This is a genomic window from Sorangium sp. So ce726 (genome assembly GCF_051521405.1).
In the GTDB taxonomy this organism is placed as follows: Bacteria; Myxococcota_A; Polyangia; order Polyangiales; family Polyangiaceae; genus Sorangium.
The window spans coordinates 5,218,610-5,244,701 of sequence record NZ_CP150349.1 but is presented as its reverse complement, the minus strand read 5'-3'; the positions used below and the strand labels follow the sequence as shown (position 1 = coordinate 5,244,701).

Genomic DNA, 26,092 nt, shown 5'->3' with positions numbered 1-26,092 from the left:
GTCGTTCTCCCGAGAGGGTCTGTGCCGCGCTCTCGTCGATGAGGCCACGGCACAGGCCGGCGCGTCAACGGGGACCTCGGGGCGCGGCCGGCCCGCCCGGCAGTAACGTCAGGGCGCGCCGAGCCGCCCCGGCGTCGGGAACTCCAGCTCCGGAAACGCGGTCTCGTTCGACGGGTTGTCGCGCCAGCTCGGGTCGTTCCACAGCCACTTCACGAGCTGCACGCCGCGCGAGTTGCCCTTGAACCCCTTGACCCAGGGCTTCACCAGCGTCGACTTCGTGTAGAAGTAGAGCGGCAGCTTGGGCATGCCGTCGAGGGCCCGCTTCTCCGCCTTGCGGAACGCCCGGATGCTCTCCTTCGGATCGGCCGTCGCCGCGGCGGCGCGCATCAGATCGTCGAACTCCTGGTCGGCCCATCCGGTCCGGTTCTGCGGGCTGTACGAGAGCAGCGTGCCGAGCCACGTTGCCGGGTGGTTGTACTCGCCGATCCAGCCGAACCGCACGACCTGGTAGTGCCCGTCGCGCACGTTCTTGAGCATCACCTTCCACTCCTCGTTCCGCAGCGTGACCGAGACGCCGAGGTGACGCTTCCACATGTCCTGGACCGCGACGGCGATCTGCTTGTGGCCCTCGCTCGTGTTGTAGAGGAGCTCGAGCGCGGGGAAGTTCTTCGCTCGATACCCGTCACCCTCCCGGACGACCTCGTATCCCGCCTCGGCGAGCATCGCGCGGGCGCGCTCCGGGTTGAACGAGACCTCCGGCGACGCGAACGGATCGACCCCGAGCTTCCTGTCCTCGGCGACCGCCTCGTCATAGCCCGATCCGGTGTAGTCCGGGACGTAGTGCGTGGCCGGCGTCTGCCCCGCCCGCGTGACCTTGTCGACGAGCTGCCGCTTGTCGACAGCGAGGTTGAGCGCCCAGCGGACGCGGGCGTCGTCGACCGGCGGCTTCTTCGTGTTGAACTCGAACCAGTAGATGGAGAGGTACGGGTACCGCTGGAAATCCCGCTTGGTCGACAGCAAGCCCATGTGCTCGGCGGGCAGCGAGGCGTTGTCGCCCAGGTAGTCGAGATCCCCCGCCTTGTAGATGTTCATCGCGGCATTGTAGAGCTCGACCTCCAGCCACACGACGCGGTGGATCTTCAGCTTGTCGCGGTTCCAGTACATCGGATTCCGCTTCATCGTGATCTCGTAACGGAACTTCCACTCATCGAGCGTGTAAGGGCCGTTGACCACGATGTTCTCGGGGCGGAACCAGAGCTCGGGCTCGCCGCGCTGCTCGAACGCCTCGATCACGTCCTTGCGCACGGGGAAGAGCGTCACGTAGCTCGTGAGATCGGTGAAGTAGGGCGTGGGCTGCTCCAGCTGCACGTCGAGCGTAAGGTCGTCCCTTGCCCGGACGCCGACCGCGCCGTCGTCCTCCACGAGGAGCGCGTCGGGCACGAAGCCCACGGGGGCCTCGCCCTGCGCGGCGCTGCCGGCGGGCGGCGCCGCGGGTTCGTACGTGGGGAGGCTCGTGTGCGGCGTGACGATGGCGTACGCCTCCGACCGGGGCGCGGCGCCTGCGCTCTCCTTGCCCGGGTTGGTGGCGTTGCCCGCGGGGGGGACGAGCGCGCATCCCGGGAGGAACCCGCGCGCGCCGCCCCGCTCGATCTCGAACCACCGGTCGGCGGCGCCGTTGCACTTGCACGGCGGGCCCACGCGGACGATGTCGACAACGGCGCCCTGCCAGCCGCCGCCGGGCGCTGAGCCCAGCGGCGCCGCGCCGCCAGCGGCCGCGTCGCCCGCTGACGCGGCGAACGAGAGCCGATCGCCTGCGCCAGCCTTCGCGTCACCCTTCGCGAACGTCACCGCGGTGGAGCCCTCCGGCAGCGCCGCGAGGGGCGCGATCGCGGTGTCCACCTGGATCGGCGAGCGCGCCAGCACCACGACGAACGACCCCTTCGGCAGATCGAGCGCGGACGGCGCGTCGGGCCGAGGGGCCGCGCGGAGCGGCGCGGCCTCGCGCAGCGCCTTGAGCTTGCCGAGGCTGAACAGCTCGCCGTTCTTCAGGACATAGAGGTTCGTCGCGGCGAGCGAGGCCGTCGACGGGCGCAGCACGCGCTTCCACGCGTACTCGAAGTCGTGCGCCGTCACCGGCTTGCCGTCGGACCAGCGCGCCTCTGGCCGCAGGTGGAACCGGAAGAGCCGGTTGTCGTCGCTCTGCTCCCAGTGGGTCGCGACCCCCTGCACCGGGCGGAGGTCGCCGGCGCCGTAGGTCGTCAGCCCCTCGAACATCTGCTGCACGAGCGTGGAGCTCGCCGAGTCGTTGGATTTTCCTGGATCCAGGTACTCGGGCTCGCTGCCGTTGTTGATGTAGATCGTCTCGGTGTCCTTGCCGACGCGCGCGGTCGTCCCGGCATACCCGCCTTCGCCCTCGCTGCACGCCGAGAGCGCGAGGATCGCGAGCCCGAGCGCCGCGGAGGCGCCGCGCGCCCCGCAACCGTCGCTCCCGCCGCCCCCCGCGCCGCCGGCACCTCGTCGCTCCGAAGCCCGTCGCATATCGCGCGCGTAGCACGGCGCTACGGGGGCAGGAAGCCAGGGGTGGTTTCGTGTAAGGTCGCGCGCGCGCCATGCTGCACGATCGCGTGTCCTCCTCGCCGCGCGCTCTCCCGCTCTGCTCCGCGCTGCTCCTCGCGCTGCTCGCTGCCGGCTGCGGCGGCGCGGCCTCCCCGGGCGCCACGCACCCGCCGGCCGCCCAGTGCGATCCTGCGCACCTCGACGCGTGCGAGCGCGCCCTCGCCGCGGCCATCGCGGAGGGCCGGCCGCCGCGCGACCTCGCCCTCGGCTACGTCGCGGCCCGCGCCGCCCGGGACGCCGGCGACCCATGGGCGCTCTTGCTCCGCGACCTCGACCGGCGGGGCGGGCGCGGGCCGCGGGTAGCGGTCATCGTCGAGGCGGGCGCGGAGGCCGCCGGCTCGGCGCGAGCGCCTGCGGGCGCGGCGGAGGTGAAATGGATCCGCGCCGCGCCGCTGCCGCCCCCCGGGGCCCTCGGCGCGGATGCGCTGCTCCTCGCGCTCGGCGAGGCCCTCGGGTACGAGCACCTCGTCCACGCGCGCGCCCGCCACGGCGCCGTCCAGCTCTTTCCGGCCGACCCGCTCGCGCCGTTCATGGCCGGCCTCGCGCCGATCGCGCGCGGCGACGCGTCGCTCTCGCGGGTCGCGGACGACATCGCGCTCGCCGCGCTCGTTCGCCGCGCCTTCGGCGCCGCCGGCCGCTTCCGCTACGTCGAGGCCGCGGCCGCGGCCGACGCCCTCGCGGCCGCGGTGAAGGGGCGCGACCCGAACGACGAGCCGGTCCTGCGCGGCCGCTACGCCCTGCAGCTGCTCGCGACCGCCGGGGTCGCGCTCGAGGAGGCCGATGACGACGCGACCAGCGCGCCCTCGGCCCCCCGCCTCGACCCGCCGCCCGCGCCGGGCGATACGCCTTACGGCGACCTCCTCCGCGTGCGCACGGCCCGCGACGGCCGCGCGGCGTGGCGCGCCCGCGGCGCGGCCGTGCTGCGGGCCGCGCCCGCGGAGCGACGCGCCGCGCTCGACGATCTGCTCGGCAAGGCCCCTGGCTGCGGCCGGGACGTCGCGCCCCCCATGGAAGGCCCGCGCGACCTCGTGTTCGCCGCGGCGCTCGCCGGCGCCGTTGCCCCGGCCGACCCTTCCGCTGCGCCCGCCGCGCCCGGGAGCACCGCGGCGGCGCCGGGACGACGGCTCCCGCTCGACGCATGGCTGCCGCGCTACGAGGCGCTCGTCCGCGCCGTCGACCAGACGAGCACCGCGTGGGCCCTCGCGCCCAGCCTGCTCCACGAGCGCGGCCCCGCGCCCGCCGCAGGGCAGGCGGGCAGCGCCGTCCACCGGCGCGCCACCGAGCTCGGCCTCGCGCACCTCGCGGCGCTGCGCGCCCTCGCGGAGGCCGAGCCGCGCCGCTACCGCGCGCTCGCGCTGATCCCCCTCGCCTACAGCCCCGGGGTGCTCGCCGACGAGCCCCTCCGCGACGCCATCGTCGAGCTCACGCAGATCGCCGTGCAGCGCCGCATGGCCGAGGCGCACGACCCGGAGGCCGTCCTCGGCGCGGCGCTCGCCGGCGTCTTCGCGGGCATGGCGTACCCGCCCGAGGTGCAGCCCCCGCACTTCCTCGCCCTGCAGGGCGCGCTCACCGCCAAGCTCCGCGGCGAGCTCACCGAGCAGGCCGGCTGGGGCGTCGCCGGCCTCTACGCCGCCGACGCGCTGTACCGGCTCGCCTCCGGTCAGGCGCCGGATCTCGCGTTCTCGTCCGCGCAGATCGAGCGCACGCTCGCGCCCGCCCCGGCGCTGCCCTACCCCGGCCTCGCGGCGCTCGCCGCGAGCCTCTCCCGCTACGCCGCGCTCGGCGCCGCCGGCGCGCTGGATCCGCAGGCGACCGACGCAGCCAGGCTCCCCCCGGAGCGCCGGCAGGCGCGCGACGCGCTCCGGCGCGCCGTGGCAGGGCTCGCGGCGCGCGATGCCGACGCCGGCGCCACCGCGGCCGGCGCCACGGAGGCGCCGCCGCCCGAGCTCGTCGAGGACGTCACCGCGCTGGCCGATGGCGTCCTCGCCGTGCTCCTCACCGAGCGCTCGCGCAAGCCGCCGCCGGCCGGGGCCGCCTGCGCCGCCGGGCGCGGGCCGAGCCCCGAGGCCCGCCGCGCCCTCGCGCGGCTCGGCGACGTTCGCCGGCGGATCCTGCTCGCGCCGCGGTACAGGCAGGGCGACGGCCCGTGGGCGCGCCGGGCGCGGCTCCTCGTGACGCTCCTCTCCGACGCGATCGATCTCCTCTCGGCGCCGCCGCGCGCCGCCGGCGCGCCGGAGCGCGTCGCTCCGCCGCGCTTCACCCTCCCGACCGCGGACGCCGAGGCCGCCGTCGCCGCGGGCCTCTCCGGCTGGGTCGACCATGACCTCGCCGATGCGCTCACCGGCGGCTACGCGCTCGCCCGCGCGCTCCTCGAGTCGTCCACCGCGGAGCGCTTCGCCGAGCGGAGCGGCGCCCCGCTCGGCCGGGTGCTCCGCGGGCTCTCCGCGGCGTTCCGCGACGATCCGGCGCGGCGCGGCGGCGTCGGACGAGGCCCCGCCGGCGGCGCGCTGCTCGACGCGCTCGCTTCGCTCCCCGCGGCGCGCGACGACGGCGGCGATCTGCGGGGCCTGTTCGTCGGCTACGCCCGCGCATTTTCGGCCCTCGGGCTGCGCGACCAGGCCGACCTCGCGCTGCTCGCCTCGCTCCTCGGCGCCGCCGTGCTGGGCGGGCCGCCGTCGCCGGACGCCATCGCGCTCGCGAACGACAGCGGCAGCCGGGTCGCCTGGGCGCTCTCGTACCTCGGCGAGATCGCGAAGGCCCGGCGCGGCGTCGCCCCGGACCCGTCGGCCTACGCCGGCGCCATGAGCAAGGCGTCGGACGACGCCTGCCAGGCGGCCGACACCGGCGACGTGCTCGCCTTCGTCGGCGCCGTGCGCGACTTCGCCGGCGGCCGGCGCGCCGAGGCGCGCGACGCCCTCGACCGCGTCCTCGACGCCGCCGACGCCCGCGGCCTGCGCGTGCCGCGCATGACCTACCGCTACGAGGAGAAGACCGCGACCCGCGTCTTCTCGCTCAGCTTCGACGTCTCGTACGGCGCCGGGCTCCTCGAAGGGGCGAACAGCTTCCAGCTCGGCCTCGGCCTCCGCACCCGCGGCGAGCCCGAGGGCTCCCTCACCGCGTCGCTCGCGCCCGACGGCTCGCCCCGGAGCGACGAGGACGCGGCGCGCGCCTACGTCAGCGCCGCGGCGCTCGCGGCCGCCTACCACTTCCTCGACGGCGACGCCGAGCGCGGCACCGCCGCGGCGCGCCGGGCGATCGGCGCGCTCTCGTTCGGCCTCCGGCTCGGGCGGCGGGCGCTGCGCCCGGACCAGCCGCTCGCCTGGGGCCGAGACGCCCGCGCGCTGCTCGCGATCGACGCCCAGCTGGCGGCCGAGGCCGGTCACCCCTTCCTCGCCGGCGACCTCTGGACGCTCGTCCGCGGCCTCCTGCCGCCGGACGCGAACGACGCCGCGGTCGCGGCGCTCCTCGATCCGCTCCCGACCGGCCTCGCCGCGGTCCCGGGGCTCGGCCCGCTCGCCGCGAGGACCGCGCGCTCGCTCGCCGCGGTCGCTAGACCGCTCGCGTGCACCGAGGCCAGGGTCGAGCTCGGCGGCTACGAGGAGCCTGCCTGCGACGCCTACCCGCTCGCGCTCTCGCTGCGCATCGCCGACGTCCTCGGCAAGCTGCCGCACCTCCAACGACAGGCGCGCGCGGGCAGCGCGGCCGCGTGCCCTGCCCTGCGCAGCCTCGACGGCTTCCTCACGGCGGCGGAGCGGGGGACGTACGACCCCGACGCGTTCACGGCCGCCGTGGAGGCGCTGCGGCAGAGCGGCCGGCTCTACGACGCCAGCGTGATGCTGGCGCGGCAGCGCCGCGAGGGGCACTGCGGCCCCGTCGTGCTCGCCGCCGCGCGCGCGCTCGGCCGCGCTCCCTCGGTCGGCCCGGCCCTGCGCGCGGATCTGCTCAGCGTCGCGGTGCGCTGCGCGGCCGCGGCGCTCGACGCGAGCGTCGTCGACGACCTGATGGCGCTCGACGGCGAGACGCGCGCCCTCCCCGACCTCGGCCGCAACCTGAAGGTCGTGCTCTTCGCGACGGAGCTCGCCGTGCGCGAGCAGCGCTGGGACATCCTCTTGCGGCTCTCGAAGCAGCCCGACTTCGTGGGTCGCTTCCGGGGCGAGGACGCCGACGCGGCGGCGACCGCGCGCCTCATCGAGGCCGCCGCGGTCGCGCTCGCTGGCGAGCCTGCGCCGGGCGACACCCCCGGAGAGGGCGCGCGCGGCGCGCCGTGCGGCGAGCCTGTCGACGGCGATCGCGCCGCGCTGTGCGCCGAGATCCAGCGCCTGCGCCCGGGCGCGCTGCCCGAGCCGCAACGCCGGCAGGCCGCGCGCGAGGCGCTCACGAAGCTGCTCGCGGCCGCGCGCGGCCAGGCTCGCTAGCCTGCCCGCTGCGCGGCGCCGAGCGACTACTTCACGCTGGCAGGCTTCGTCTCGGCCGGCTTCGTGTCCGCAGGCTTCGCCGCGGCCGGCTTCGTGTCTGCGGGCTTCGCTGCGGCGGGCGCGGCAGGCGCGGCGGCAGCCGCGGGCTTGGCCGCAGCGGGCGCGGCGGCGGCGGGCTGCGCTGCAGCCGGCGGCGCAGCGGCGGGCGCCGGCGCGGCAGGAGCAGCGGCGGGCTTCGCATCCGCGGGCTTGGCGGCGGCCTTCGGGTCCACCGGCTTCGCGTCGGAGGCCTTCGCGGCGCCCTTCGGCGCGGTCGCGGGCACGCCGGCCGGCTTGAGGCCCTTGGTGGCGGCCGCGGCGCAGGCGAGCTCGACGCCGGTGTCCTTGCCGTCGAGCCGCATGATCTTGATCTCGACGCGGCGGTTCTTCTCCTTCGCCTCCTCGGTCTCGCCCGGATCGGTCGCGCAGTGCGCCCCGTAGCCGGCGGCCCGCACGCGGTTCTTCTCGACCCCGAGCGCGGTGAGCGCCTTCACCACCGCCTCGGCGCGCTTCTTCGTGAGCGTCACGGCGGCGGCGTCGTTGGCGAGCTTCTCGGAATAGGCCGCGACCTCGACGAACTGGATCTGCGGATGATCCTTGAGGATCTGCGCGATGTTCGCGAGCAGTCCCTGCGAGGCAGGCTCGATATCGGGCTTGCCGGCGACAAAGGCGATCTTCTCGTTGAGCTTCACCTCGTTGCCGAGCAGGGCGACCGGCGGGACGTCCGGACAACCGTCGTCGTCCTTGTAGTTGTTCTTGACCTCGGCCTCGGTCGGGCACTTGTCGGCCTCGGCCGCGAAGCCGTCTCCGTCCGGGTCGGTCGACTTGCAGCCATCCTTGGCGTCGGGCGGCAGTCCGTCCTCTTTCTCGGCGACGCACTTGTCGGCGCCATCGTCGAGCACCCCGTCCGCGTCCGCGTCAGGGGGCGGCGCAGGCGGCGCAGGCGGCGCAGGCGGCGGCGGCGGTGCCGGCGCCTTCGCGGTCTGCTGCTGGGGCTCAACCGCGCAGCCGGCGCTCGCCGCGAGCAGGGACACTGCGAATGCCATTCCAAGCCATCTCGTCGTTCGCATCTCCTGGGCTCCTCTCCTTGGCGTCGTTCATGGCGCCGAGCGCCAGCGTGTTTAGACGACTACGCGGGAAACTGCGAGATGGATTCGTACGGCGGCGCGCGCCGCTCCCCTCGGTATCGCGTCGGCCCCCCGCTCCGGAGGCGACGGGGACTCGTCGAGCTCGGCTCGATCTCGGCGCGTCGTTTGCCCCTTGGCGCGAGCGGCTAGAGTTTCCCCGACGGGAAATCCATCTCGTCGAGCCCGCCACCCGCCTTCGATTTCGGCGCTGCTTTCCTCGACTTGAGCATCTGTTCCTTGAGCATCTGCTCCGCGGGCACGGACGAGGTGGGCTTCTGTGCGGGCGGCGGCGCCACCTTCGAGCGCGGCTTCGGCGCCGGGCGCGAGTTGCTCTCGTCCTTCTTGTCGAGCTTCTCGTTGACGGGCGCCGGGGTCTTCTCCGTCGGCGCGCGGAGCGCCTCGCGCGCACGCTCGCGCGCCGCGGCGATCTCCGGCGCGTCGCGGCCCGCTGGGTCGAGCCGATCCGCCTCGTCGAGCTGGTCCAGGCACCGGCGGAAGGCCGCCTCGTCGCAGGCGCGCAGCGCCTCGGCCCGGAGCGACCGCGCGCGCTCCAGCGCGTCGATCGGCGAATGCGGCGCGACGGGCGGCGAAGGCCCGTCGGGCGGCGCGCTCGGCTGCGGCTCGGGCAGCGGCGCGATCATCGGCGCGTCGCTCGTCGACCGCAGGAGCCGGGCGACGATGATCGCGAGGATGGCCAGCGCCGCGACCGCGGCGAGCTCGGCCATCCAGCGCTCCCGCATCCATCGCCGCATCCGCGACACGCGCTGCCGCACCCGGGCGGCGGGCACCTGCTCCTCGGCGGCGATGCTCTCGAGCTTCTCGCCTTCCCCTTCGCGGGCCATCCACGACAGCGTCTGCCGGGCGTCGCGGCTCGCGGAGGCCTGCTCTTCCGCCCAGCGCGCCAGCTCGCGCGCCTCGACGGGCGGCGGGCCGACCGGCAGGTCGGGCAGATCCGTCGCGGCCTCTCGCGCCGAGCGCCGGTGGTGGTCGGCCACCTTGTGGCGCGCGATCCCGAGGAGCCAGCGCCGGAGCTCCGTCGGGTCGGCCGGGCGCCCCGGCGACGCGAGCGCGTCGCAGAGGACGGTTTGCACCACGTCGTCGACCTCGCCGCTCGGGACGCGCCGCCGCACGAAATCCTCGAGGGCTCGGCGGAGCCCCGGCTCGGCCAGGGGGTTCGTCGCGGGGGTGCGGTCCTCGGTGGTCATCGGCGTGCTCATCGACCCTGCATCGCGCCGCGACCGCGGAGTGTGACGCGCCCGATCGAGAATACTGCAGACCCCGACCGGGCGTCACACTCTCCAGCGCGGCGCCGACGGTCGGGCATGCTCCTCAGGCCCCCTCTCGTCGTCGCCGCGGCGTTGCTCGCCGCTTCCCTCACCCACACGGCCCCCTCCCTGACCGCCGGCCCGGACGGCGCTCCTCGCGCGGCCGCGGCGCCGCCCAAGCGAGCGCCACCTGCCGCTCCGTCAGCCGCCGCTGCCGCGCCGCGCCGAACGCCGCACACCGCTCCGTCCGCCGCCGCGCCCGCGGCCGCTGCACCGCGCGTCCGGGACGCCGCCGCTGCCGCACGGCGCGCTCCGAGGGGCGCTGCCTTGCCGCCGGTCACCGAGATCCGGATCGACAAGAGCGAGCACACGCTCGATCTCGTCGCGAGCGGCGAGATCGTCCGGTCCTATCGGGTCGCCCTCGGGCCGGGCGGGCCGGGGCCAAAGCGCTACGAGGGCGACAAGCGCACCCCCGTCGGCACGTACCGCGTCGCGGGCCGCATCAACGGCCTGTTCCATCGGTTCCTGATCGTCAGCTACCCGAACGAGGAAGATCGCGCGCGCTTCGCCGAGCTCAAGCGGCGCGGCGAGGTCCCGCCGGGCCGCGGCGTCGGGCACAGCATCGGCATCCACGGCGTCGGCAGCGCGCAGCTCGCGGGCGTGCACAAGGAGAGCGACTGGACGCTCGGCTGCATCGCCCTCGATGACGACGAGATTGACGAGATCGCGCGTCGAACGCCGGACGGCGCCAAGATCGTGATCACCGACTGAACGGGCGGTGCTAGGGTAGCCGGTCAAATCGACGGGCTGTCCGTCGAGGATGAGAGCGCGACGGCGAGGCCGGCGCCGCCCTCGCGCCTGCCCTGGAGATCGTGCATGTCTCGCCGTTACTGGCTGATGAAGAGCGAGCCTCAGAAATATTCGTTCGCGCAACTCGTGCGCGACGGCCAGACGATGTGGGACGGCGTCCGGAACTTCGAGGCCCGCAACAACATGCGGGCCATGAAGCAGGGGGATCTCGTGCTCTTCTATCACTCGAGCGAGGGCAAGGCGGTCGCGGGCGTGGCGCGCGTCAAGCGCGAAGCGTACCCGGATCCGACGGCCGACGCCGACGAGGACTGGAGCGTGGTGGACATCGAGCCGGTCGCGCCGTTCAAGGTGCAGGTGAGCCTCGACACGATCCGCGGCGACGAGTCGCTGGCCGAGATCTCGCTCTTGAAGCGGTCGCGGCTCAGCGTGGTGCCCGTCTCGAAGGAGCACTTCGATCGGGTGCTGAAGCTGGGCAAGACCAAGATCGCTTGACGCGCGGACCCGGGGAAACGACTAATCCCGTCGTGAACCTCCGCCCTGGAGCCCGACCCCTCGCCGTCTTCTTCCTCGGCAGCTTCCTCGCCAGCGCCGCGTGCGGCGGCCCGCCCACGCCCTCCCCGATCGAGGGGGAGCCGATCTGCCCCGATTTCGAGATCGGCGCGACGCGCGCCCACATGCGCGGGAGCCTTCGCTTCCCGGTCACGCTGACGGTGCGCGAGGGCAAGGAGCCGATCACCCGGACCACGCTCACCGGGCGCCGGTCCAAGGACGACCCGCCGAGTCGGATCCTCCTCTCCGATCAGGACGCCGAGTACGAGATCGAGTGGGCCCAGTGCGAGAACGAGCGCGCGCCCCGGACGCACGTGGTGGGGCACGAGGCGAAGCACACCGCGGAGTATGCGTGCGGCAACGCGACCGTGTTCAAGACCGACAAGCTCGTCACCCGGAAGGGCGACGCCGCCTCGCGCACGGTCCACTTCGCGGCCCCGCCGAAGCCGGAGTGCTGGGAGAGCGAGCTCCCCCCGGCACCCCCGCCGCCCGCGCCCCCCGCGGCGCCCGACCAGCCGCCGCCGGACGCGGGCGCCGAGGCCGACGCGGGCACCGCACCGGCGGACGCGGGCGCCAAGCCGGTGGACGCCGGCGCGCCCCGCGATGGGGGCGCAGGCGCCGCCGCGAAGCCTCGCCGCACGGGGGCCGCGGACGCCGGCACGACCCCGCCCGGCCCCTAGTTCCATCCTCCAGGAGTCCAGCCGGGGATCCGGAGAGAGATTTCAACGCAAAGTCGCAAAGACGCAAAGTCGCAAAAAAGAACAGATTTCTGTGTATTTTTGCGACTTTGCGTCTTTGCATTAAATTCTCTCATCGCTCGCGAGACAGATCCCTGGCGGGATGTCTGGCGCACTGAGCTAGGGCCTCATCGCGCTCCCGACGCGAGGTAGGCGTCGATCCACCGGCGGCCGGGCTGCTCTCGCTCCAGCGTGACGAGCTCCTCTCGCACGAACGCGACATTCGCTTGGACGGCGGCGTCGGACGAGAGCCTGCGGAGCGCCTCCACCACGTCCGCGACCGTGACCGAGCTGGCTTCGAACGCCGCACCGAGGCCGTGATGGCGGACCCGCGCCGCGTTGCCCGGCTGATCGAAACGGCCAGGGATCACGACGACCGGCTTGCCGTAGTAGAAGGACTCCTTGAGCGAGCCGAGCCCAGCGTGCCCCAGGACGACGCAGCTCCGCTCGATGAGCGCGAGCTGGGGGGCAAACCGGACCTCGATCAGATTGGACGGTCTCGCCGTCTCCCCGGGGCCGCCCTCCGGCATCGCCGTCACGAACTGGTGATCCGGCATCGCGGCCGCCACCTCTGCGGCGAGCGCGCCGATCGCGAGGGTCTCTCGGCGACGATGCGCCTGGCTGCCTCCACCGACGTAGACGAGCGGTCGCCCGTCGAGCGCTTCCCAGGAGAACGGGACCTCCGGACGATCGAGCCAGAGCGATTCGGCGTAGATGCGCCGATCGGACGGAGGTCGCGGGAAATCGAGCCGCGATGGCCCGAGCACGATCTCGGGGAGCTCGGCCAACTCCATCTCGAACGATCCGCGACGATCGATCCGTTCGAGCGGATAGCCGTAGCGGTGGACCAGGCTGGCGAGCTTGATCGCATGATAGCTGCCCTGGCCCGTGCGCGACGCGAGCAAGGCTTCCCAGGCCCCCTCCGATCGCGCGAGGCCCTCGGGAGAGGCGTCATAGGGGAGCGGGCTCGACAGGGGAGGCACGCCGGGCGCCCATCCTTGAGGCAATGACGTCGAGAGCCGCACGCACGGGAGGCCGAGCGACCACGCGCTCAGCATGAGAAAATCGTTGAGCGCGTCGGCGAGGACGAGGTCGGGGCTCGCCTCCCGCAGGCGCGACTCCAGCGCTCCGCTCTGCAGGTACTCGCCATAAGCGGCGAACCGTGCAGCCAAGGCCTCGGCGGTCTCGGCCCGGTTCGCCGTCAGGGACCCGCGAGGGAAGACGGTGTCGAAGACAGGGACGAACCCGAACCCGCGCTCGAGGACCCACCCTTCGAAGTCGGCGACCCCGAGGTAGACGACCTCGTGCCCCGCGGCGCGCAGGTTCTTTGCCAGCGACAACGTCGGAACGAGATGGCCGAGCTCCGGGAGCATGCCCAACGCGATCTTCACCTTCGTCCTCCTGTTCAGCGCCGAATGCGCTTCGGGCGCGTGTCTGCGGCAGGCAATCCAGGCGATCGCCGCGCGGCTCCGCCGTACCGCACCGCCCGCTCGGCTGTCAACGCACGTAGCACCATTCCGATGTCCGCCGGGAGCAGGTGAGAGCATCCCCGCATAGGCGTTGACCAAGCGCGTCGGTCACGCTCAGGGCACGAAGCCCGGCTCCCCATTCACCCCACCATCGGTCACCAACGTGGTCGTGGTCGTGGTCGTGGTCGTGAACGTCCACGTAAACGTTCGGATGTAGGAGAACACGGCGAGAAACCTGCCCCGCTCGGCCGCCCGGAGGTTCGGCCACGAGCTCCCGGTAGTGCCGCTTTTTCGTGCCCGCGATGCGGGCGATCTCGGCCGCCGGAATCTCGGGATGGATCAGCAGGAGATCGTCGTTGCGCATCCCGAACACCGCATCATGGTCAGCGTGGCCGTAGGAGCGCCCCTCGGCCCCGAGCGCCTCGCGCCAGGCGATGAAAAGGAGCTTGCTGGATGTGACCAGCTCCCCGTCCAGATCCCAGAGAACGGCCTTCGGATGCGATGGTGACATGAACGAGCGCAAGCAACCATCGGTCGCTCCACCCCCCATTTCTTGCTATCGCTGCCCCGCGCGCCTCCGCGGCCACCTGGACCTCGGCCACGCGCCGCCGCTGCGCCGCACGCGACCGCTGTTCTCCGAGGATCACGTTCCCTAAGAACGTGGTCCACCGGCGTTTCTACTGTCCCTTCCAACGTCCCTTTCCGTCCCGGATCCACACACCGCCTCATGTCCGCTCCGCACATGCCACCGCCTCCGGCGCCCCGCCCGTCTCCTTCACCTGAAAGCTCCGGTGAAGCTTCCCGCGAGACCTCTACCCACCTCGCGCCGCCCTCGTCGCGCGGTGGCGGGCTCGCGTCGCGCCTCGCCGAGCTCCAGGTGAAGCGGCCGGCGCTGCCGCTGCTCGCGACCGGGATCCTCACCGTGATCGCCATCTTCCTGGCGACGCGGCTCCATGTGCTGACCGGGTTCGAGTCGCTGCTGCCGGCGTCGCGGCCCAGCGTGCAGGAGCTCGACCGGGTCGCGGCCAAGACGGCCGGCGTCTCCACGCTCTTCGTCGTGCTCCAGGGCGGCGAGGGCACGCCCACGGCCGCGCTCCAGCGGGCCGCGGACGCGCTCGTCCCGGAGATCGAGCGGATCGGCCCCCCGTGGGTCGGCAGCGTCGAGGACGGGGTGCACGAGGCCTACCGCTTCCTCTCGCCGCGCGCCGGGCTCTACGTCGATCGCGACAGGCTCACCAAGCTGAGAGACGACATCGAGGCGCGCTACACCTACGAGGTCAACAAGGCGACGGGTGCGCTGCTCGACGACGACGAGCCGCCCCCCGAGATCAATGCCAGCTCGATCGAGCAGAGCCTCGGCCTTCAAGGGGTCGACACGGGGCGCTACCCCGACGGCTACTACCAGTCGAAGGACGGCAAGACCGTCGTCGTCGCCATCCGCTCGAAGGTGATGGCCAGCGATTTCGCCGCCGGCTCCGAGGCGATCCGGCGCGTGAGCGAGGTCGTCGAGCGCGTGCGCCCCGCCTCGTTCGACCCGGGGATCACCTACGGCCTCGCCGGCGATCTTCAGACCGGCATCGCCGAGTACGCGGCGATCAACGAGGACCTGACCGACGTCGGCGTCTCGGGCGCGGTCCTCATCGCCGCTGTCGTGTTCCTCTACTACCTGCGCCTGCGCACGCTCGTCGCCATGCTGATCACGATCGGCATCGGCGTCGCCTGGACGTTCGGCGCCACCCAGCTCGCGCTCGGCCACCTCAACATGGCGACCGGGTTCCTCTTCTCGATCGTCGCCGGCAACGGGATCAACTTCGGCATCATCTACATGGCGCGCTACCTCGAGGCGCGCCGCCGCGGCGCGAGCCTGCTCGAGGGCGTGCGCGTCGCCCACCGCGAGACCTGGCTGCCCACGCTCACGGCGGGCTGCGCGGCCGCGGCCGCCTACGGCTCGCTGCTCGTCACCGAGTTCCGCGGGTTCCACGACTTCGGCCTCATCGGCAGCACGGGCATGGTGCTCTGCTGGATCGCCACGTTCGTCGCGCTGCCGAGCATCCTCGCGGTGATGGACCGGATCGTCCCCCTCGAGCAGGAGTCGCCGGGCTTCCTCGGCAGGCTGCGGCGGCGCGCCCAGGGCGGCGTCGCGTTCGGCGCGCCGTTCGCGCGGCTCGCGTCGCGGAGCCCGGTCACGCTCACGCTCGCGGGCCTCGCCCTGGCCGCGGCCGGCCTCGTCGCCGCGGTGAGCTACGTGCGCGCCGATCCGATGGAGTACAACCTCGAGAACCTCCGCAACGACGTGGGGGCCCGCGCGGCGCAGATCCACCTGAGCTCGCTCGCGGAGGAGATCACCGGCTACGTCGGCACCGACGGCATGGCGATCCTCGTGGACCGGCCCGAGCAGGTCGAGCCGCTCCGCGCCGCGCTCTATGCAAGGCGCGACGCGGCGCCCGAGGGGGCGAAGCCGTTCAAGGAGATCTACGCGCTCCAGGATCTGGTCCCGCGGGATCAGGAGGCGAAGCTCCCGCTGCTCCAGGAGATCAAGGATCGCGTCCTCAGGGCGCGGAAGCGCGGCCTCGTCGGCGATGAGGACTGGCGCCGCATCCAGGCGGTCATCCCGCCGGACGATCTCGCGCCGTTCGGGATCGGCGATCTGCCGGCGGGCGTGGCGCGCGCGTTCACCGAGACCGACGGGACGCGCGGGCGCATCGTGTACATCAGCCCGATCACGCCCGAGAGCGTCCACGACGCGCACTACCTCTTCCGGTGGGCGGACGCGTACCGCGAGACGCGGCTCCCCGACGGCAGCGTCGTGCGCGGCTCGGGGCGCGCGGTCATCTACGCGGACATGTGGGCGGCGGTCATCGACGACGTGCCGCCGGCGGTGCTGTTCTCGCTGGCCGCGACGGTCCTCGTTGTGCTCGTCGCCTTCCGCGGCGGCCGCCCGGCGTTCGCGGTGCTCGGCGCGCTGCTCGTCGGCGTCTCGTGGATGGCGGGGTTGCTCGTGCTGATGAACGTGAAGCTCAACTTCTTGAACTTCATCGCCTTGCCGCTGACGTTCGGCATCGGCGTCGACTACGCCGTGAACATCGTGCAACGCTACGCGCGGGAGGGCGCGGGCGGCGCGCTGACCGCGGTGCGCGAGACGGGTGGCGCCGTGATCCTCTGCAGCCTCACGACGACGCTGGGCTATCTCGCCCTGGTCCGCTCGCAGAACTACGCGGTGCGGAGCCTGGGCGTCGCCGCGGTCATCGGCGAGCTCGCGTGCCTCTTCGCGGCCGTGCTGGTCTTGCCCGCGGCGCTCGTCTGGCGCGACCGGCGGCGCCCGAAGGGCGAGGAGGCCTTCCTCGCGGTCGGCCGCCCCACGACCTGAGGGCGTGCCGACGGACTCGATCCGTCACGGACCCCTGGCGCCAGGCCCCTCGTGCGCACTCGATCCGTTGAGGCCCCCGGCGCCGGCCCCTCCAGCAGTTGCCCTCGGACTCCGGCCCCCTGCTGCCATCCCTCGCGGAACCGTGAGTACTCTCCACCTCGGCCCCGTGCGCTCGGCCGAGGCCGCTGTGCATCAGACGGAGCGGCGGCGCTGCGCGAAGTGCTCCTTGATGGCGACGATCTCCTTCACGGTGAGGGCCGCGACCGACGGGACGACCTTCTCAGGCTCCTGGCCCGGCGCGACGCCGAACTCCCGGGGCCACTCGAGGAACGTCTTGCCCGGCTCGGTCGTGATGCGGCGGAGCCGGTACGTCGCGATGTACCCCTCGATGCCCAGAACCTGCCCGAGCAGCCGGTACGTGACGGAGTGCTCGGTCTCGGATCGCGCGACCACCTCCTCCACGGCCTTGTCTCCCGACGGGTGGAGCGTGAACTCGAAGCGCGACGGGATCGTCTCCGCCGAGCCGCCGTCCACGTAACGGTAGTCCTTGACGCCGTCACCGAAGACGATCGGCAGGAGCGTGACGATATCGCGGAGCTCTCTCCATGCCTCCTCGATGGGCGCGTCGAGCACCGCTGAATCGTAGACGTGATATCGGGCTGCCAGCATCGATGGTCCTCCCCGCGGTGTCGCACGAGCGCGACGTCCTTCCGCGCAGCGGCCAATGCTACCAGATCGTCCCGCTCCGCCGCGACCGCTCGCCCGTCACAACGGCGCACGCAGATCCGCGCAGCAGCGGACGCCGGTCGAGTAGTCGAAATAGGTGAAGTCGTGCGACGCGACGCGCGCCATGCACCCCTCCCGGGTCGCGCGCGCGTAGAACCCGCCGACGAACGTCCCCTCCGGATCGTCGATCCACTCGTCGAGGTTGCCGACCATGTCGGCGACCGCGTCGTCCTCCCACGCGCTCGCGCACGTGGCGGTCTCGCCCGTCCGCCGCAAGAGCGGCGCCCCGGCGACGCGCACCAAGTTGAGCCGCGGGTCGCTGTGCCCGAGCGTCACGTCGCGGTGGAGCACGCCGGCCGGGTGGTGCTCGCGGAACACGTTGCACCGCCCGTCCGCGTAGGTCGGCCCGTACGGGAACTGCTCGTCCCGCTCGCCGCGGCACGCCGTCCGCCACTCGTCGAGCGAGCAGAGCCGCTTGCCCGCGTTCCGGCACGCGAGATCCGCCTGCGCGCCGGTCGTGTAGCCCTGCGGGAGCACGCCCCTGCGCGACACCGCGCGCGGCTCGAACTCGCGCTGCTTCTGCCAGCCGGGCAGGAGCGGCAGCTCCATGCGGCGCGCCTCGTCGTCCCCGAGCTGTAGCCGCATCGTCGACCACACGCGCTCGACGGACGCGGCCGCCTGGCGCGACGGAGGATAGAACGCGGAGATCTCGAGCCCCGTCTCCTTGTCGAGCAGCACCGCCTCGTAGCGATCGACGCAGAACCGGCGCGCGACCCGCACCATCTCCGGCGGACAGCGCGGCTCCGCCGGCGGCGGCGCGAGCGCCCTCGGCCCCGGAGGCGCCCCCACGAGCGGCGGCGCCACGTCCGACGCCCCGGCCCCGGCGTCCGCCGCGCTCGGCCCCGCGTCCGCGCTCGGCCCCGCGTCCGCCGCGCCGCGCTCTGGCTCCGAGCGGCAGCCCGCGAGCCCCGTCCACGCGAGCGCCGCGCACGCGAGCGCTGCGGCAGCGTGGCGGCGACTGGCGCGGGGCCGCATGGATCGCTCAGCGGATCGCGCCGGCATCAGGTCAGCGGATCGCGCCGGCATACGGGTTGATGGACGCGGGCTCGCGGCAGAAGAAGCGGCGGAGCACGAGGTAGTGATGGATCGGCAGGAGCCGCGTCTCCTCCTTCATCGACAGCCCCATCCGGCTGATCTCGGCGCCCGGGAACGGCGTCTTCGGATAGCAGCGGACGATCCCGGAGAGCGCCTCGTACTCGTCGAGCAGCCCGAGCACGTGCCCCACCTCGTGGGCGAGCACGGGCAGCGACCAGCCGGCCCGCATCGCGCTGAAGTACGGCGTCCTTCCGCACGTCGGCGAGAGCGGCACCGCGAGATCGACCCGGAGGGCCCGCCCGCGCGCCTCGTCCGCGAGCACGAAGTCGAAGTCGTAGCGCACCGGCAGCCCGAAGGCGCGCGCGTCGCGGTTCCAGTACCCCTCGGCCTCGTCCGACCAGCGCGCGAGCAGCGCGCGGATCGCGGCCGGCGTCGCCCTCGCCGTGAACACGCCGGAGCCCGGGCAAGCGTCCGTCGATCCCGAGCGCGCGTACGGCGTCCCGCGGCACGCGATCGCGCCCCCGAGCCGGGCGGCCAGCCCGCAGTCGGGCAGCTCGAGCCAGCCCGCGCCCTCCGGCGGGTCGACCGCGATGCGCACGTCGACCTCCCAGGCGCCGCCGCGCCGCCGCACGAGGTAGCTCATCGGACCGAAGAAGAGGCCGTAGTGCGGCATCACCCCGGCGATCCGCCGCTCCCCCTCCGGCACGTCGCCGCGCGCCCCGGAAAAGACGCGGCGCGGCGCCGGCTGGCACAGGTACGCGTCCTTCGCGATCGCGTCGGCCAGGATGTCCCGGAACGTCGCTTCCCGCCCCTCGAGGACCGCGCCGCTCAAGGCCTCGAGCTCGGCCGCGATCGCCTCGACCGGGAGCTCACGCCCGGAGGCCGCGTCCCCCGCCGCGCTGCCCGGCGCGCCGGCCCCCGCGCGCGGCGCCCCCCCGCAGCCGGCCGCCCCCAGCGAGAGCGCTGCGAGCACCGGGAGCGCCCCGCGGCGCGGGTGGACGAGGACGCGCCAAGGCGCCGGCACGCCGCGCTGGACGCTTTGTCTTGCGCCTCCCGTCCGAAGCGAGTTACGTCGTGCATGGAACGCTGCACGCTGGCCGCGCGCCCCAGCCGCAGAGGCTACGCCGCCGGACGCCGTGCACGCAGGGGGGGCTCGCGTGGGCGTGGAGGTCAACCCCGCTCACTTACGGGGAGTTGAATGAAGAATCAACGCGTCCGAAGTGAAACCGTGGAACCGGTCGGGCGTAGTGACGCGTAGGCGATGGGCTCAGCGCGGTCGAGAGGCCGGCGAGACCCGACGGGCTCCAGCGTGCGGGCGCGCCATTCTGGCGAGGCGCGCGATGGGCTCGATGATCGCGACGAAGAAGACGAGCGTGGAGGATCAGATGACGATCGACATGGGCAAGACGTTGGCGTTGACGGCGGTGTCGGGCATGGTGGCGGGCCTCGCGGGCTGCGCCTCGTCGCCTCCGCCCGCGCCCGAGACGGGCGCCGCCCCCGCGGCCGATGCACCTCCGGCGGCGGCGCCGGAGAACGCCGCGAAGGCGTGCTGTGCCGGCAAGAACGAGTGCAAGGGCAAGGGCGGCTGCAAGAGCGATAGCCACGCGTGCGCCGGCCAGAACGAGTGCAAGGGCAAGGGCGGCTGCAAGCCGGCCGACTGCTCGTCGTAGGTTCAGCGCGCCCGGCCCGGCGGATCCAGGCGGCTCCATGCGGGTCCGCCGGATCCGCTGGGGCCGTCAGGCCGATTCCACGCGGATCCGCTGGGCCGTGAGGCGCCGCGGTGCATCCCTCCACCCCTGAGCAAGGCTCGCGGTGAACCATGGTGAACCTCGAACGGATGCGGCTGGGACTCCCCGACCTCGGCGTCGGCGTCGGACTGCGCATCCCGCACTACCGCCACATCTTCGAGCACCAGCCCCGCGTCGACTGGTTCGAGATCATCAGCGAGAACTTCATGGTCGACGGCGGCATGCCGATCGCCAACCTCGAGCGCGTCCTCTCGAGCTACCGCCTCGTCCAGCACGGCGTCTCGCTGTCGATCGGCAGCACGGATCCGCTCGATTTCGACTACCTGCGCCGGCTGAAGGCGCTGCTGGCCAAGGTGGGCTCGCCCTGGGTGAGCGATCACCTGTGCTGGACGGGCGCGCACGGGATCAACCTGCACGATCTGCTCCCCTTGCCGTACACCGACGAGGCCGTGCGGCACGTCGCGGCGCGGGCGCGGGTGGTGCAGGACTTCCTCGAGGTCCGGCTCGCGCTCGAGAACGTGTCGAGCTACCTGACCTTCACGGCCAGCCGGATGAGCGAGTGGGAGTTCCTCTCGGCGGTCGCGGAGGAGGCCGACTGCGGCATCCTGCTCGACGTCAACAACGTCTACGTCTCCTCGTACAACCACGGCTTCGATCCGGAGGCCTACATCGACGGCGTGCCGCACCACCGGATCGTGCAGTTCCACCTCGCCGGCCACACGCACCAGGGCGCGTACATCCTCGACACCCACAGCGATCACGTGGTCGACGCCGTGTGGGCGCTCTACCGGCGCGCGGTCGCCCGCACCGGCGGCGTCTCGACGCTGATCGAGTGGGACGACGACATCCCCTCGTTCGAGGTCCTCGCCGCCGAGGCGGAGAAGGCGCGGGCGATCCGGGAGGAGGTGGCCCGTGCGCGCGCCGCCTGACCCCGCGCCCCCGGCCGACCTCGCCGCGCTGATGGGCCAGCTCACCCGCATGTTCACGGCCGGCGCGCCGCTCCCGGACGACGCCGAGCTCGCCGGCCTGTGCCGCGAGCATGTCGCCGGGAGCGAGCGGCTCGCGCCCGCCGAGCAGGCCGACATCTACCGGCGGCAGTTCTGGCTGCGGCACAGGGACGCGCTCCGCGAGGACTACCCCGCGCTGGCGCACGTCCTCGGCGACGACGGGTTCGACGCGTTCGCGAGGGCCTACCTCGCGGCGCACCCGCCCGCGAGCTTCACGCTGCGCGACCTCGGGCGAGACGTCGCCGATTTCGCGGGCGCGCACGAGGGGTTCCCCCCTGCCCTGCGGGATCTCGCGCGCGACGTGGCGCGGTACGAGCACGCCCTCGTCGATCTGTTCGACGGCGCCTCGCCCCCTCCGCTCGATCCGGCGAAGGTGACGGACATGCCGGCGGACGGCTGGTCCACCGCCAGGATCGTCCTTCACCCGCTGCTCGCGCTGGTGCGGCTCGGCCATCCGGCGCACGTCCTCCGGAGCGAACTCAAGGAGGGCCGGTCGCCCGCGCTGCCCGCGCCCCGCCCCGTCCGCCTCGCCGTGTTCCGCGGCGCGGATCTCACGATCCGCTTCGAGGAGCTCGATCCGCTGGCGTTCGCGCTCCTCGAGGCGCTCGGGCGGGGCGTACCGCTCGTCCCGGCGTGTGAGGAGGTGGCGACCAGAACTCAGGAGGCGGCCGGCACCGAGGAGGCGGCGGGCGCCAGAGAGGGGGCGGGCGCGGCGCTGGCCGAGCACGTCGGCGTGTGGTTCCAGCGATGGACGAGCTGGGGGCTCATCGTCGACGTCGTGCCGGGCGCCCACGCTGAACGCGGCTAAGATGGCGCGGTGACCACCATCGTCCAGCGCACCCTCGAGATCCGCACGAATGGCCGGGGTTTCGTCGATATCACGCGCGAGGTCGCGCGCGTCGTCGCCGGTGCGGGCGTCGACGTCGGGCTCTGCGCCGTGTTCCTGCAGCACACGTCCGCGAGCCTCATCATCCAGGAGAACGCCGATCCGGCCGTCCTCCGCGACCTGGAGCGCTGGATGTCGCGCCTTGCCCCGGAGGGCCGCGACTACGAGCACGACGACGAGGGCCCCGACGACATGCCGGGCCACCTCAGGAGCGCCGTCACCCGCTCGAGCGAGGTGATCCCGATCTCCGGCGGCCGCCTCGCGCTCGGGACCTGGCAAGCCCTGTATGTCTGGGAGCACCGTAGTTCTCCCCACGGGCGCCGCGTGGTAGTGACCGTGACCGGCACCACAGCCGGGGGTTGAGTGGTATACTTGCGGCGTTCGCGTACGGACGAGCAGTGGACGAGTGCTGGATGAGCCCTGGATGAGCTCGGCGCCCCTCGAGGGCTGCTTGCCCGCCGCGTACGGCAGGGCCTGCTCGGTCGCCAGCGCGCCACGCGATCCCCCTCACCTTTCAGCGGAACCAGCGGGAAGAGAGCGATGAGCCTTCAGACGACGTTCATGGGAATCTTCGACACTGCCCGGATCTGCTTTCCGACCGTGGTGGACGCGATGGTGGGGCGTGTGACCCTCGAGCGCTGCGATGAGCGGCTGGACTGGTGGGCGCGCAAGGTGCTCGCGGACGCGGACGTGGATCTGGTGGTGCGCGGGCGCGAGCACGCCGCGGGCGCGCGGCCGTTCGTGGTGATGTCGAACCACCAGAGCCTCTTCGACATCCCGGTGGTGTTCCGCGCGATCCCCGGGCGGCTCCGGATGATCGCCAAGAAGGAGCTGTTCAACGTGCCGATCTTCGGCCAGGCGATGAAGGCGGCCGGGTTCATCCGGATCAACCGGAGCGATCACGTCCAGGCCAGCGCGAGCCTGCAGGTCGGCGCGTCCATGCTGCAGGACGGGACCCGGGTCTGGATCGCGCCGGAGGGCACGCGGAGCAAGACCGGCGCGCTCCTCCCGTTCAAGAGCGGCGGCTTCCGGATGGCCATCGAGACCAACACGCCCATCCTCCCGGTGGCGATCGACGGCACGCGGCACGTGCTCCGGGCGAAGGATTTCGTGGTGCAGGAGCACCACCGGGTGGTGGTCACGATCATGCCGCCGATCGATCCGGCGCCCTACGGCGCCGGGGGCCGCAACCGGCTGATGCGCGACGTGAGGGCGGCGATCGCAGGGGCGCTCGGCCACGATCCTGGGCTGGTCCACCGCGGCGCGGGCGTCGCGACGTCGCCAGCGTAGCGTGTAGCGCGTCCGCCGCTCGGCTCGGATCACTCCGCCCGCCGCTCCGACACCTGTTCGCCCGGCTTGGCCGCGCTCTCCGGGGCCTCCGCCCGGGAGCGGTGCTCCTCTGGCGGAGACGGCCGGAGCGCCCAGGGGCTGCGCGCCAGCGCCGCCCCGCCTTGGTCCCCGCCGGCCGGAACGTGCTCCGCCGTGAGCCAGCTCCAGAAGGCCTCGGCCCAGCGCGCGCCGCCCACCTCGTTCGGGTGGATCTTGTCCTTCTGGCGCGGGAGGGGGCCCGGCACCAGCGCGTCGGAGTCGAAGAAGCGGCACGGGGCCGAGTTCGTCCGGATCACGTCGATGATGCCGGTGTCCTTGCGCCAGAGCGGCGGCGACACCCAGACGCACGGACGACCGCCGATCGCCTTGACGATGCGGCGGATCGCGCCGGCGTGGGCCGGCGGGTTGACGTTCTCCACCTCGTTGGCGCCCAGGCTGATGATCACGAGGTCCGGCTGGTAGTTCGCGACCAGGAGCTCCATCCTGGAGGCCCACGTCACCGTGTACGAGCTGGTCTCGGCCTTCACCGCGTAGCGCACGCGGTGCTCCTGCATCCTCGGGCGGAGCGCCTGCGCGAAGCCCGCCACCGCGAACGAGTCGCCGACATGGAGGACCGCCGTGTTGGGCGGAACCTCAAACTCGGGCGGCGCGGCGGCCGGCGGCGCGGCAGCGGCCTCGGCAGGCGCGGCGGCCTCAGCCGGGCGGCCTGCGGCCGACGCGGAGGCCTCGGACGGCGGCGCGGGCGCCCGCGCCGCCTCGGGGGTTGGCGCGGGCGCCGGTGCGGCGCCGCACGCCATGCCCGCCGCGGCAACCCCGGCGAGCGCCCATCTCCTGACCCGGATCTCCCTGCCCATGCTCGCTCCCGGCGCCGCGTCCGCGCGGCCAGGAAGGGCGCGACGCGCCCTCTGGCGCGCCGCGCACGCGGCCGCGCGCAACGCCGCGCACTCTACGGCCGGCCGCGTCCGCACGGCAATCATTGAGCGAACGGCCCGCACGGCTTATTACATGCGCATGAGCTTCCGTCTGTTTGGAGTCTCGGTCGACGTCCAGCTCGGGTTCTGGCTCTCCGCCGCCCTGCTCGGGTACGGAATCCTGGCCAGGCAGCAGTACCAGCTGTTCCTCGTCTGGATCCTCGTGGTCTTCCTGTCGGTCCTGATGCACGAGTTCGGTCACGCGCTCGCCATCAAGCGGCACCGGATCGAGCCGGAGATCACGCTCCACTTCATGGGCGGGACCACGACCTGGCGTTCGCTCATGCCCCTCGGGCGGCTCCAGCACGTGCTGATCAGCCTGGCAGGCCCCTTCGCCGGCTTCCTCGTCGCCGGGGTCCTTCACCTCGTGCTCAGCTATGTGCCGGCGCTCTACGCCCTCCCGACCCTGATGCTGAACGGGATGGAGCTGCTCATCCAGGTCAACATGGTGTGGGGTGTCCTCAACCTGATCCCCGTGCTCCCGTTCGACGGCGGTCATGTCCTCGAGCACGCGCTCGGCCCGAAGCGGGCCCGGCTGACGGCGGCCATCTCGGGCATCGCCGCCGTGATCCTCGCCATCGTCTTCCTGCGGGCGGGGTTCTTCTTCTTCTCGTTCATCCTCGTCATGTCCGCGTTCCAGAGCCTGCAGCGGTTCCGCAGCGAGCCGGCGGCGCCTTCGCCCTCCATGAACCGCCGGCGCGCGGAGTTCCAGGAGGAGCCGATGCCGCCCGAGACGGCCGTCCTTCTCCAGCGGGCGCGCCGGGCCGTGGAGGAAGAGCGGACGGGCGAGGCGATGGCGCTCTCGGCGGAGGTGCTCGCGCAGTCGCCGGCGCCGCCGAAGCGCGCGCTCCGGGAGGCGCACGAGCTCATCGGCTGGTCGCACCTGCTCCTCGGCGACGCGAAGCGCGCGGGGGAAGCGCTCGCGCAGGCGCGCAAGCACGGCGAGCCCGACCCGGCGCTGGTCGGCGCGGTGCACCTCGCGCTCGGGGAGCTGAAGCAGGCGCGGAAGGTGCTCGAGGCGGCCCGCGAGGCCGGCGACGACCGGAAGGAGGTCGCGGGCCCGCTGATCCGGGTGCTCGTGGAGCAGGGCGATGTGGCGCGGGCCGCGGCCGTGGCGCTGGACATCGTGGAGCAGCTCTCGGAGGACGACGCGCGCAGGATGGCGGAGATCGCGTTCGAGCGCGGCGCGTTCGACTGGTCGGCGCGCCTCTATGAGGCGATCTTCCGCCGCGTGGGCCTCGGCCAGGACGCGTACGACGCCGCGCGCGCGAGCGCCAAGGACGGGAACATCGAGGCGGCGCTCGAGCTGCTCCGGCGCGCGGTGGAGGCCGGGTTCTCCGATCGGGCGCGGGCGTGGTCGGACTCGGCGCTCGAGGCGCTCCGGGGCTCGGCGCTCGAGGCGGTGCTGCCGCGCCCCTGACCGGCTAGGCTGCGCCGCGTGCGCATCCAGGTGCCTTTCCTTCGCGTGGGGCCGATCGAGGTCCCTCCCCCCGCCTACCAGTCCGAGGGAGCCGTCGGGCTCGATCTCTGCGCGGCCATCGAGGCGCCGGTGACGCTCGCGCCCGGGGAGCGGAAGCTCGTGCCCACAGGCTACGCGGTCGCCCTCCCCGACGGCCACGAGGGGCAGGTGCGGCCGCGCTCGGGGCTCGCGCTGCACCACGGCGTCACCGTGCTGAACAGCCCCGGGACGATCGATCCGGACTACCGCGGAGAGATCAAGGTCGTCCTGATCAACCTCGGCGCAGCGCCGTTCACGGTGCACCGCGGCGATCGGATCGCCCAGCTCGTGATCTGCCCGGTCGCCCTCGCCGACGTGGTCCTGGTCCCGGCGCTCGCGCCAACGGCGCGCGGCGCAGGCGGCTACGGATCGACGGGCGGGCGGCGCGAGGAGCCGTAGCTCCGACGGCCAGGGATCCGGAGAGAGATTTCAACGCAA

General features: G+C 73.3%; 21 protein-coding genes. 12 read left to right on the top strand and 9 right to left on the bottom strand.

What is annotated here, in order from left to right; translation table 11 throughout:
* Positions 1-108 precede the first annotated feature (108 nt).
* The gene (locus tag WME79_RS19495; RefSeq protein ID WP_437538034.1) at positions 109-2,538 is read right to left on the bottom strand and encodes a peptide ABC transporter substrate-binding protein; all 2,430 of its coding nucleotides are present in this window, start codon (positions 2,536-2,538) and stop codon (positions 109-111) included.
* Positions 2,539-2,609: 71 nt separating this feature from the next.
* Here WME79_RS19495 and WME79_RS19490 point away from each other — a divergent pair, with 71 nt between their 5' ends.
* Positions 2,610-7,031 carry a hypothetical protein gene (locus WME79_RS19490; protein ID WP_437538031.1) on the top strand — a complete coding sequence of 1,474 codons (4,422 nt, stop codon included), beginning with the start codon at positions 2,610-2,612 and terminating at the stop codon, positions 7,029-7,031.
* Between the two features lie 26 nt (positions 7,032-7,057).
* Here WME79_RS19490 and WME79_RS19485 read toward each other — a convergent pair whose 3' ends face one another.
* On the bottom strand, positions 7,058-8,116 hold the full coding sequence (locus WME79_RS19485) for an OmpA family protein (protein WP_437538028.1): 1,059 nt from the start codon (positions 8,114-8,116) through the stop codon (positions 7,058-7,060).
* A 227-nt stretch (positions 8,117-8,343) separates the two neighbouring features.
* Positions 8,344-9,414, bottom strand: a complete 1,071-nt coding sequence (locus WME79_RS19480) for an RNA polymerase sigma factor (RefSeq protein WP_437538026.1) — start codon at positions 9,412-9,414, stop codon at positions 8,344-8,346.
* A gap of 375 nt (positions 9,415-9,789) precedes the next feature.
* Here WME79_RS19480 and WME79_RS19475 point away from each other — a divergent pair, with 375 nt between their 5' ends.
* The 3 genes from WME79_RS19475 (at position 9,790) to WME79_RS19465 (ending at position 11,501) form a co-directional block, all read left to right on the top strand.
* The gene (locus tag WME79_RS19475; RefSeq protein WP_437538023.1) at positions 9,790-10,233 is read left to right on the top strand and encodes a L,D-transpeptidase family protein; all 444 of its coding nucleotides are present in this window, start codon (positions 9,790-9,792) and stop codon (positions 10,231-10,233) included.
* Positions 10,234-10,338: 105 nt separating this feature from the next.
* Positions 10,339-10,764, top strand: coding sequence for an EVE domain-containing protein (locus WME79_RS19470; protein ID WP_437282361.1), 426 nt, complete (start codon positions 10,339-10,341; stop codon positions 10,762-10,764).
* Between the two features lie 32 nt (positions 10,765-10,796).
* Positions 10,797-11,501, top strand: coding sequence for a hypothetical protein (locus WME79_RS19465; RefSeq protein WP_437538019.1), 705 nt, complete (start codon positions 10,797-10,799; stop codon positions 11,499-11,501).
* Positions 11,502-11,686: 185 nt separating this feature from the next.
* Here the strand turns inward: WME79_RS19465 and WME79_RS19460 are convergent, their stop codons facing one another.
* The gene (locus WME79_RS19460; RefSeq protein ID WP_437538016.1) at positions 11,687-12,949 is read right to left on the bottom strand and encodes a glycosyltransferase; all 1,263 of its coding nucleotides are present in this window, start codon (positions 12,947-12,949) and stop codon (positions 11,687-11,689) included.
* 106 nt (positions 12,950-13,055) lie between these two features.
* Positions 13,056-13,550, bottom strand: coding sequence for a hypothetical protein (locus WME79_RS19455; RefSeq protein ID WP_437538013.1), 495 nt, complete (start codon positions 13,548-13,550; stop codon positions 13,056-13,058).
* Between the two features lie 354 nt (positions 13,551-13,904).
* On the opposite strand from WME79_RS19455, the gene WME79_RS19450 reads away from it, so the two are divergent.
* Positions 13,905-16,394, top strand: coding sequence for an efflux RND transporter permease subunit (locus tag WME79_RS19450; protein ID WP_437538010.1), 2,490 nt, complete (start codon positions 13,905-13,907; stop codon positions 16,392-16,394).
* Between the two features lie 192 nt (positions 16,395-16,586).
* On the opposite strand, the gene WME79_RS19445 is transcribed toward WME79_RS19450, so the two are convergent.
* The 3 genes from WME79_RS19445 to WME79_RS19435 form a co-directional block, all read right to left on the bottom strand.
* Positions 16,587-17,063, bottom strand: coding sequence for an SRPBCC family protein (locus WME79_RS19445; RefSeq protein WP_437538007.1), 477 nt, complete (start codon positions 17,061-17,063; stop codon positions 16,587-16,589).
* Between the two features lie 96 nt (positions 17,064-17,159).
* Positions 17,160-18,155 carry a hypothetical protein gene (locus tag WME79_RS19440; protein WP_437538005.1) on the bottom strand — a complete coding sequence of 332 codons (996 nt, stop codon included), beginning with the start codon at positions 18,153-18,155 and terminating at the stop codon, positions 17,160-17,162.
* Positions 18,156-18,186: 31 nt separating this feature from the next.
* Entirely contained in the window at positions 18,187-19,239 is a 1,053-nt protein-coding gene (locus tag WME79_RS19435) for a hypothetical protein (RefSeq protein WP_437538003.1), read from the bottom strand.
* Positions 19,240-19,555: 316 nt separating this feature from the next.
* Between WME79_RS19435 and WME79_RS19430 the strand changes: the two genes are divergently transcribed.
* From WME79_RS19430 to WME79_RS19410, 5 genes are all read left to right on the top strand, one after another.
* A complete protein-coding gene (locus tag WME79_RS19430; RefSeq protein WP_437538000.1) occupies positions 19,556-19,885 on the top strand; it encodes a hypothetical protein in 330 nt (109 codons plus the stop codon).
* A 149-nt stretch (positions 19,886-20,034) separates the two neighbouring features.
* Positions 20,035-20,892 carry an MNIO family bufferin maturase gene (gene bufB, locus WME79_RS19425; protein ID WP_437537997.1) on the top strand — a complete coding sequence of 286 codons (858 nt, stop codon included), beginning with the start codon at positions 20,035-20,037 and terminating at the stop codon, positions 20,890-20,892.
* On the top strand, positions 20,876-21,778 hold the full coding sequence (locus WME79_RS19420) for an HvfC/BufC family peptide modification chaperone (protein ID WP_437537994.1): 903 nt from the start codon (positions 20,876-20,878) through the stop codon (positions 21,776-21,778). Before bufB ends, WME79_RS19420 begins: the two co-directional genes overlap by 17 nt.
* A gap of 9 nt (positions 21,779-21,787) precedes the next feature.
* Positions 21,788-22,219: a secondary thiamine-phosphate synthase enzyme YjbQ gene (locus WME79_RS19415; RefSeq protein WP_272098906.1), complete on the top strand. Its 432-nt coding sequence runs from the start codon at positions 21,788-21,790 to the stop codon at positions 22,217-22,219.
* 177 nt (positions 22,220-22,396) lie between these two features.
* A complete protein-coding gene (locus WME79_RS19410) occupies positions 22,397-23,146 on the top strand; it encodes a lysophospholipid acyltransferase family protein (RefSeq protein WP_437537990.1) in 750 nt (249 codons plus the stop codon).
* 29 nt (positions 23,147-23,175) lie between these two features.
* On the opposite strand, the gene WME79_RS19405 is transcribed toward WME79_RS19410, so the two are convergent.
* A complete protein-coding gene (locus WME79_RS19405) occupies positions 23,176-24,039 on the bottom strand; it encodes an SGNH/GDSL hydrolase family protein (RefSeq protein WP_437537982.1) in 864 nt (287 codons plus the stop codon).
* Positions 24,040-24,196: 157 nt separating this feature from the next.
* Between WME79_RS19405 and WME79_RS19400 the strand changes: the two genes are divergently transcribed.
* Both WME79_RS19400 and dut read left to right on the top strand, forming a co-directional pair.
* The gene (locus tag WME79_RS19400) at positions 24,197-25,576 is read left to right on the top strand and encodes a M50 family metallopeptidase (RefSeq protein ID WP_437537977.1); all 1,380 of its coding nucleotides are present in this window, start codon (positions 24,197-24,199) and stop codon (positions 25,574-25,576) included.
* An 18-nt stretch (positions 25,577-25,594) separates the two neighbouring features.
* A complete protein-coding gene (dut, locus tag WME79_RS19395; protein ID WP_437537974.1) occupies positions 25,595-26,053 on the top strand; it encodes a dUTP diphosphatase in 459 nt (152 codons plus the stop codon).
* The last annotated feature ends 39 nt before the right edge of the window (positions 26,054-26,092 follow it).

Bases quoted from the DNA above. Each gene is read 5' to 3' on its own strand.
- WME79_RS19495 (WP_437538034.1), bottom strand. From the start codon at position 2,538: ATGCGACGGGCTTCGGAGCGACGAGGTGCCGGCGGCGCGGGGGGCGGC.
- WME79_RS19490 (WP_437538031.1), top strand. From the start codon at position 2,610: ATGCTGCACGATCGCGTGTCCTCCTCGCCGCGCGCTCTCCCGCTCTGC.
- WME79_RS19485 (WP_437538028.1), bottom strand. From the start codon at position 8,116: ATGGCATTCGCAGTGTCCCTGCTCGCGGCGAGCGCCGGCTGCGCGGTT.
- WME79_RS19480 (WP_437538026.1), bottom strand. From the start codon at position 9,414: ATGAGCACGCCGATGACCACCGAGGACCGCACCCCCGCGACGAACCCC.
- WME79_RS19470 (WP_437282361.1), top strand. From the start codon at position 10,339: ATGTCTCGCCGTTACTGGCTGATGAAGAGCGAGCCTCAGAAATATTCG.
- WME79_RS19445 (WP_437538007.1), bottom strand. From the start codon at position 17,063: ATGCTGGCAGCCCGATATCACGTCTACGATTCAGCGGTGCTCGACGCG.
- WME79_RS19440 (WP_437538005.1), bottom strand. From the start codon at position 18,155: ATGCGGCCCCGCGCCAGTCGCCGCCACGCTGCCGCAGCGCTCGCGTGC.
- WME79_RS19430 (WP_437538000.1), top strand. From the start codon at position 19,556: ATGGGCTCGATGATCGCGACGAAGAAGACGAGCGTGGAGGATCAGATG.
- bufB (WP_437537997.1), top strand. From the start codon at position 20,035: ATGGTGAACCTCGAACGGATGCGGCTGGGACTCCCCGACCTCGGCGTC.
- WME79_RS19410 (WP_437537990.1), top strand. From the start codon at position 22,397: ATGAGCCTTCAGACGACGTTCATGGGAATCTTCGACACTGCCCGGATC.
- WME79_RS19405 (WP_437537982.1), bottom strand. From the start codon at position 24,039: ATGGGCAGGGAGATCCGGGTCAGGAGATGGGCGCTCGCCGGGGTTGCC.
- WME79_RS19400 (WP_437537977.1), top strand. From the start codon at position 24,197: ATGAGCTTCCGTCTGTTTGGAGTCTCGGTCGACGTCCAGCTCGGGTTC.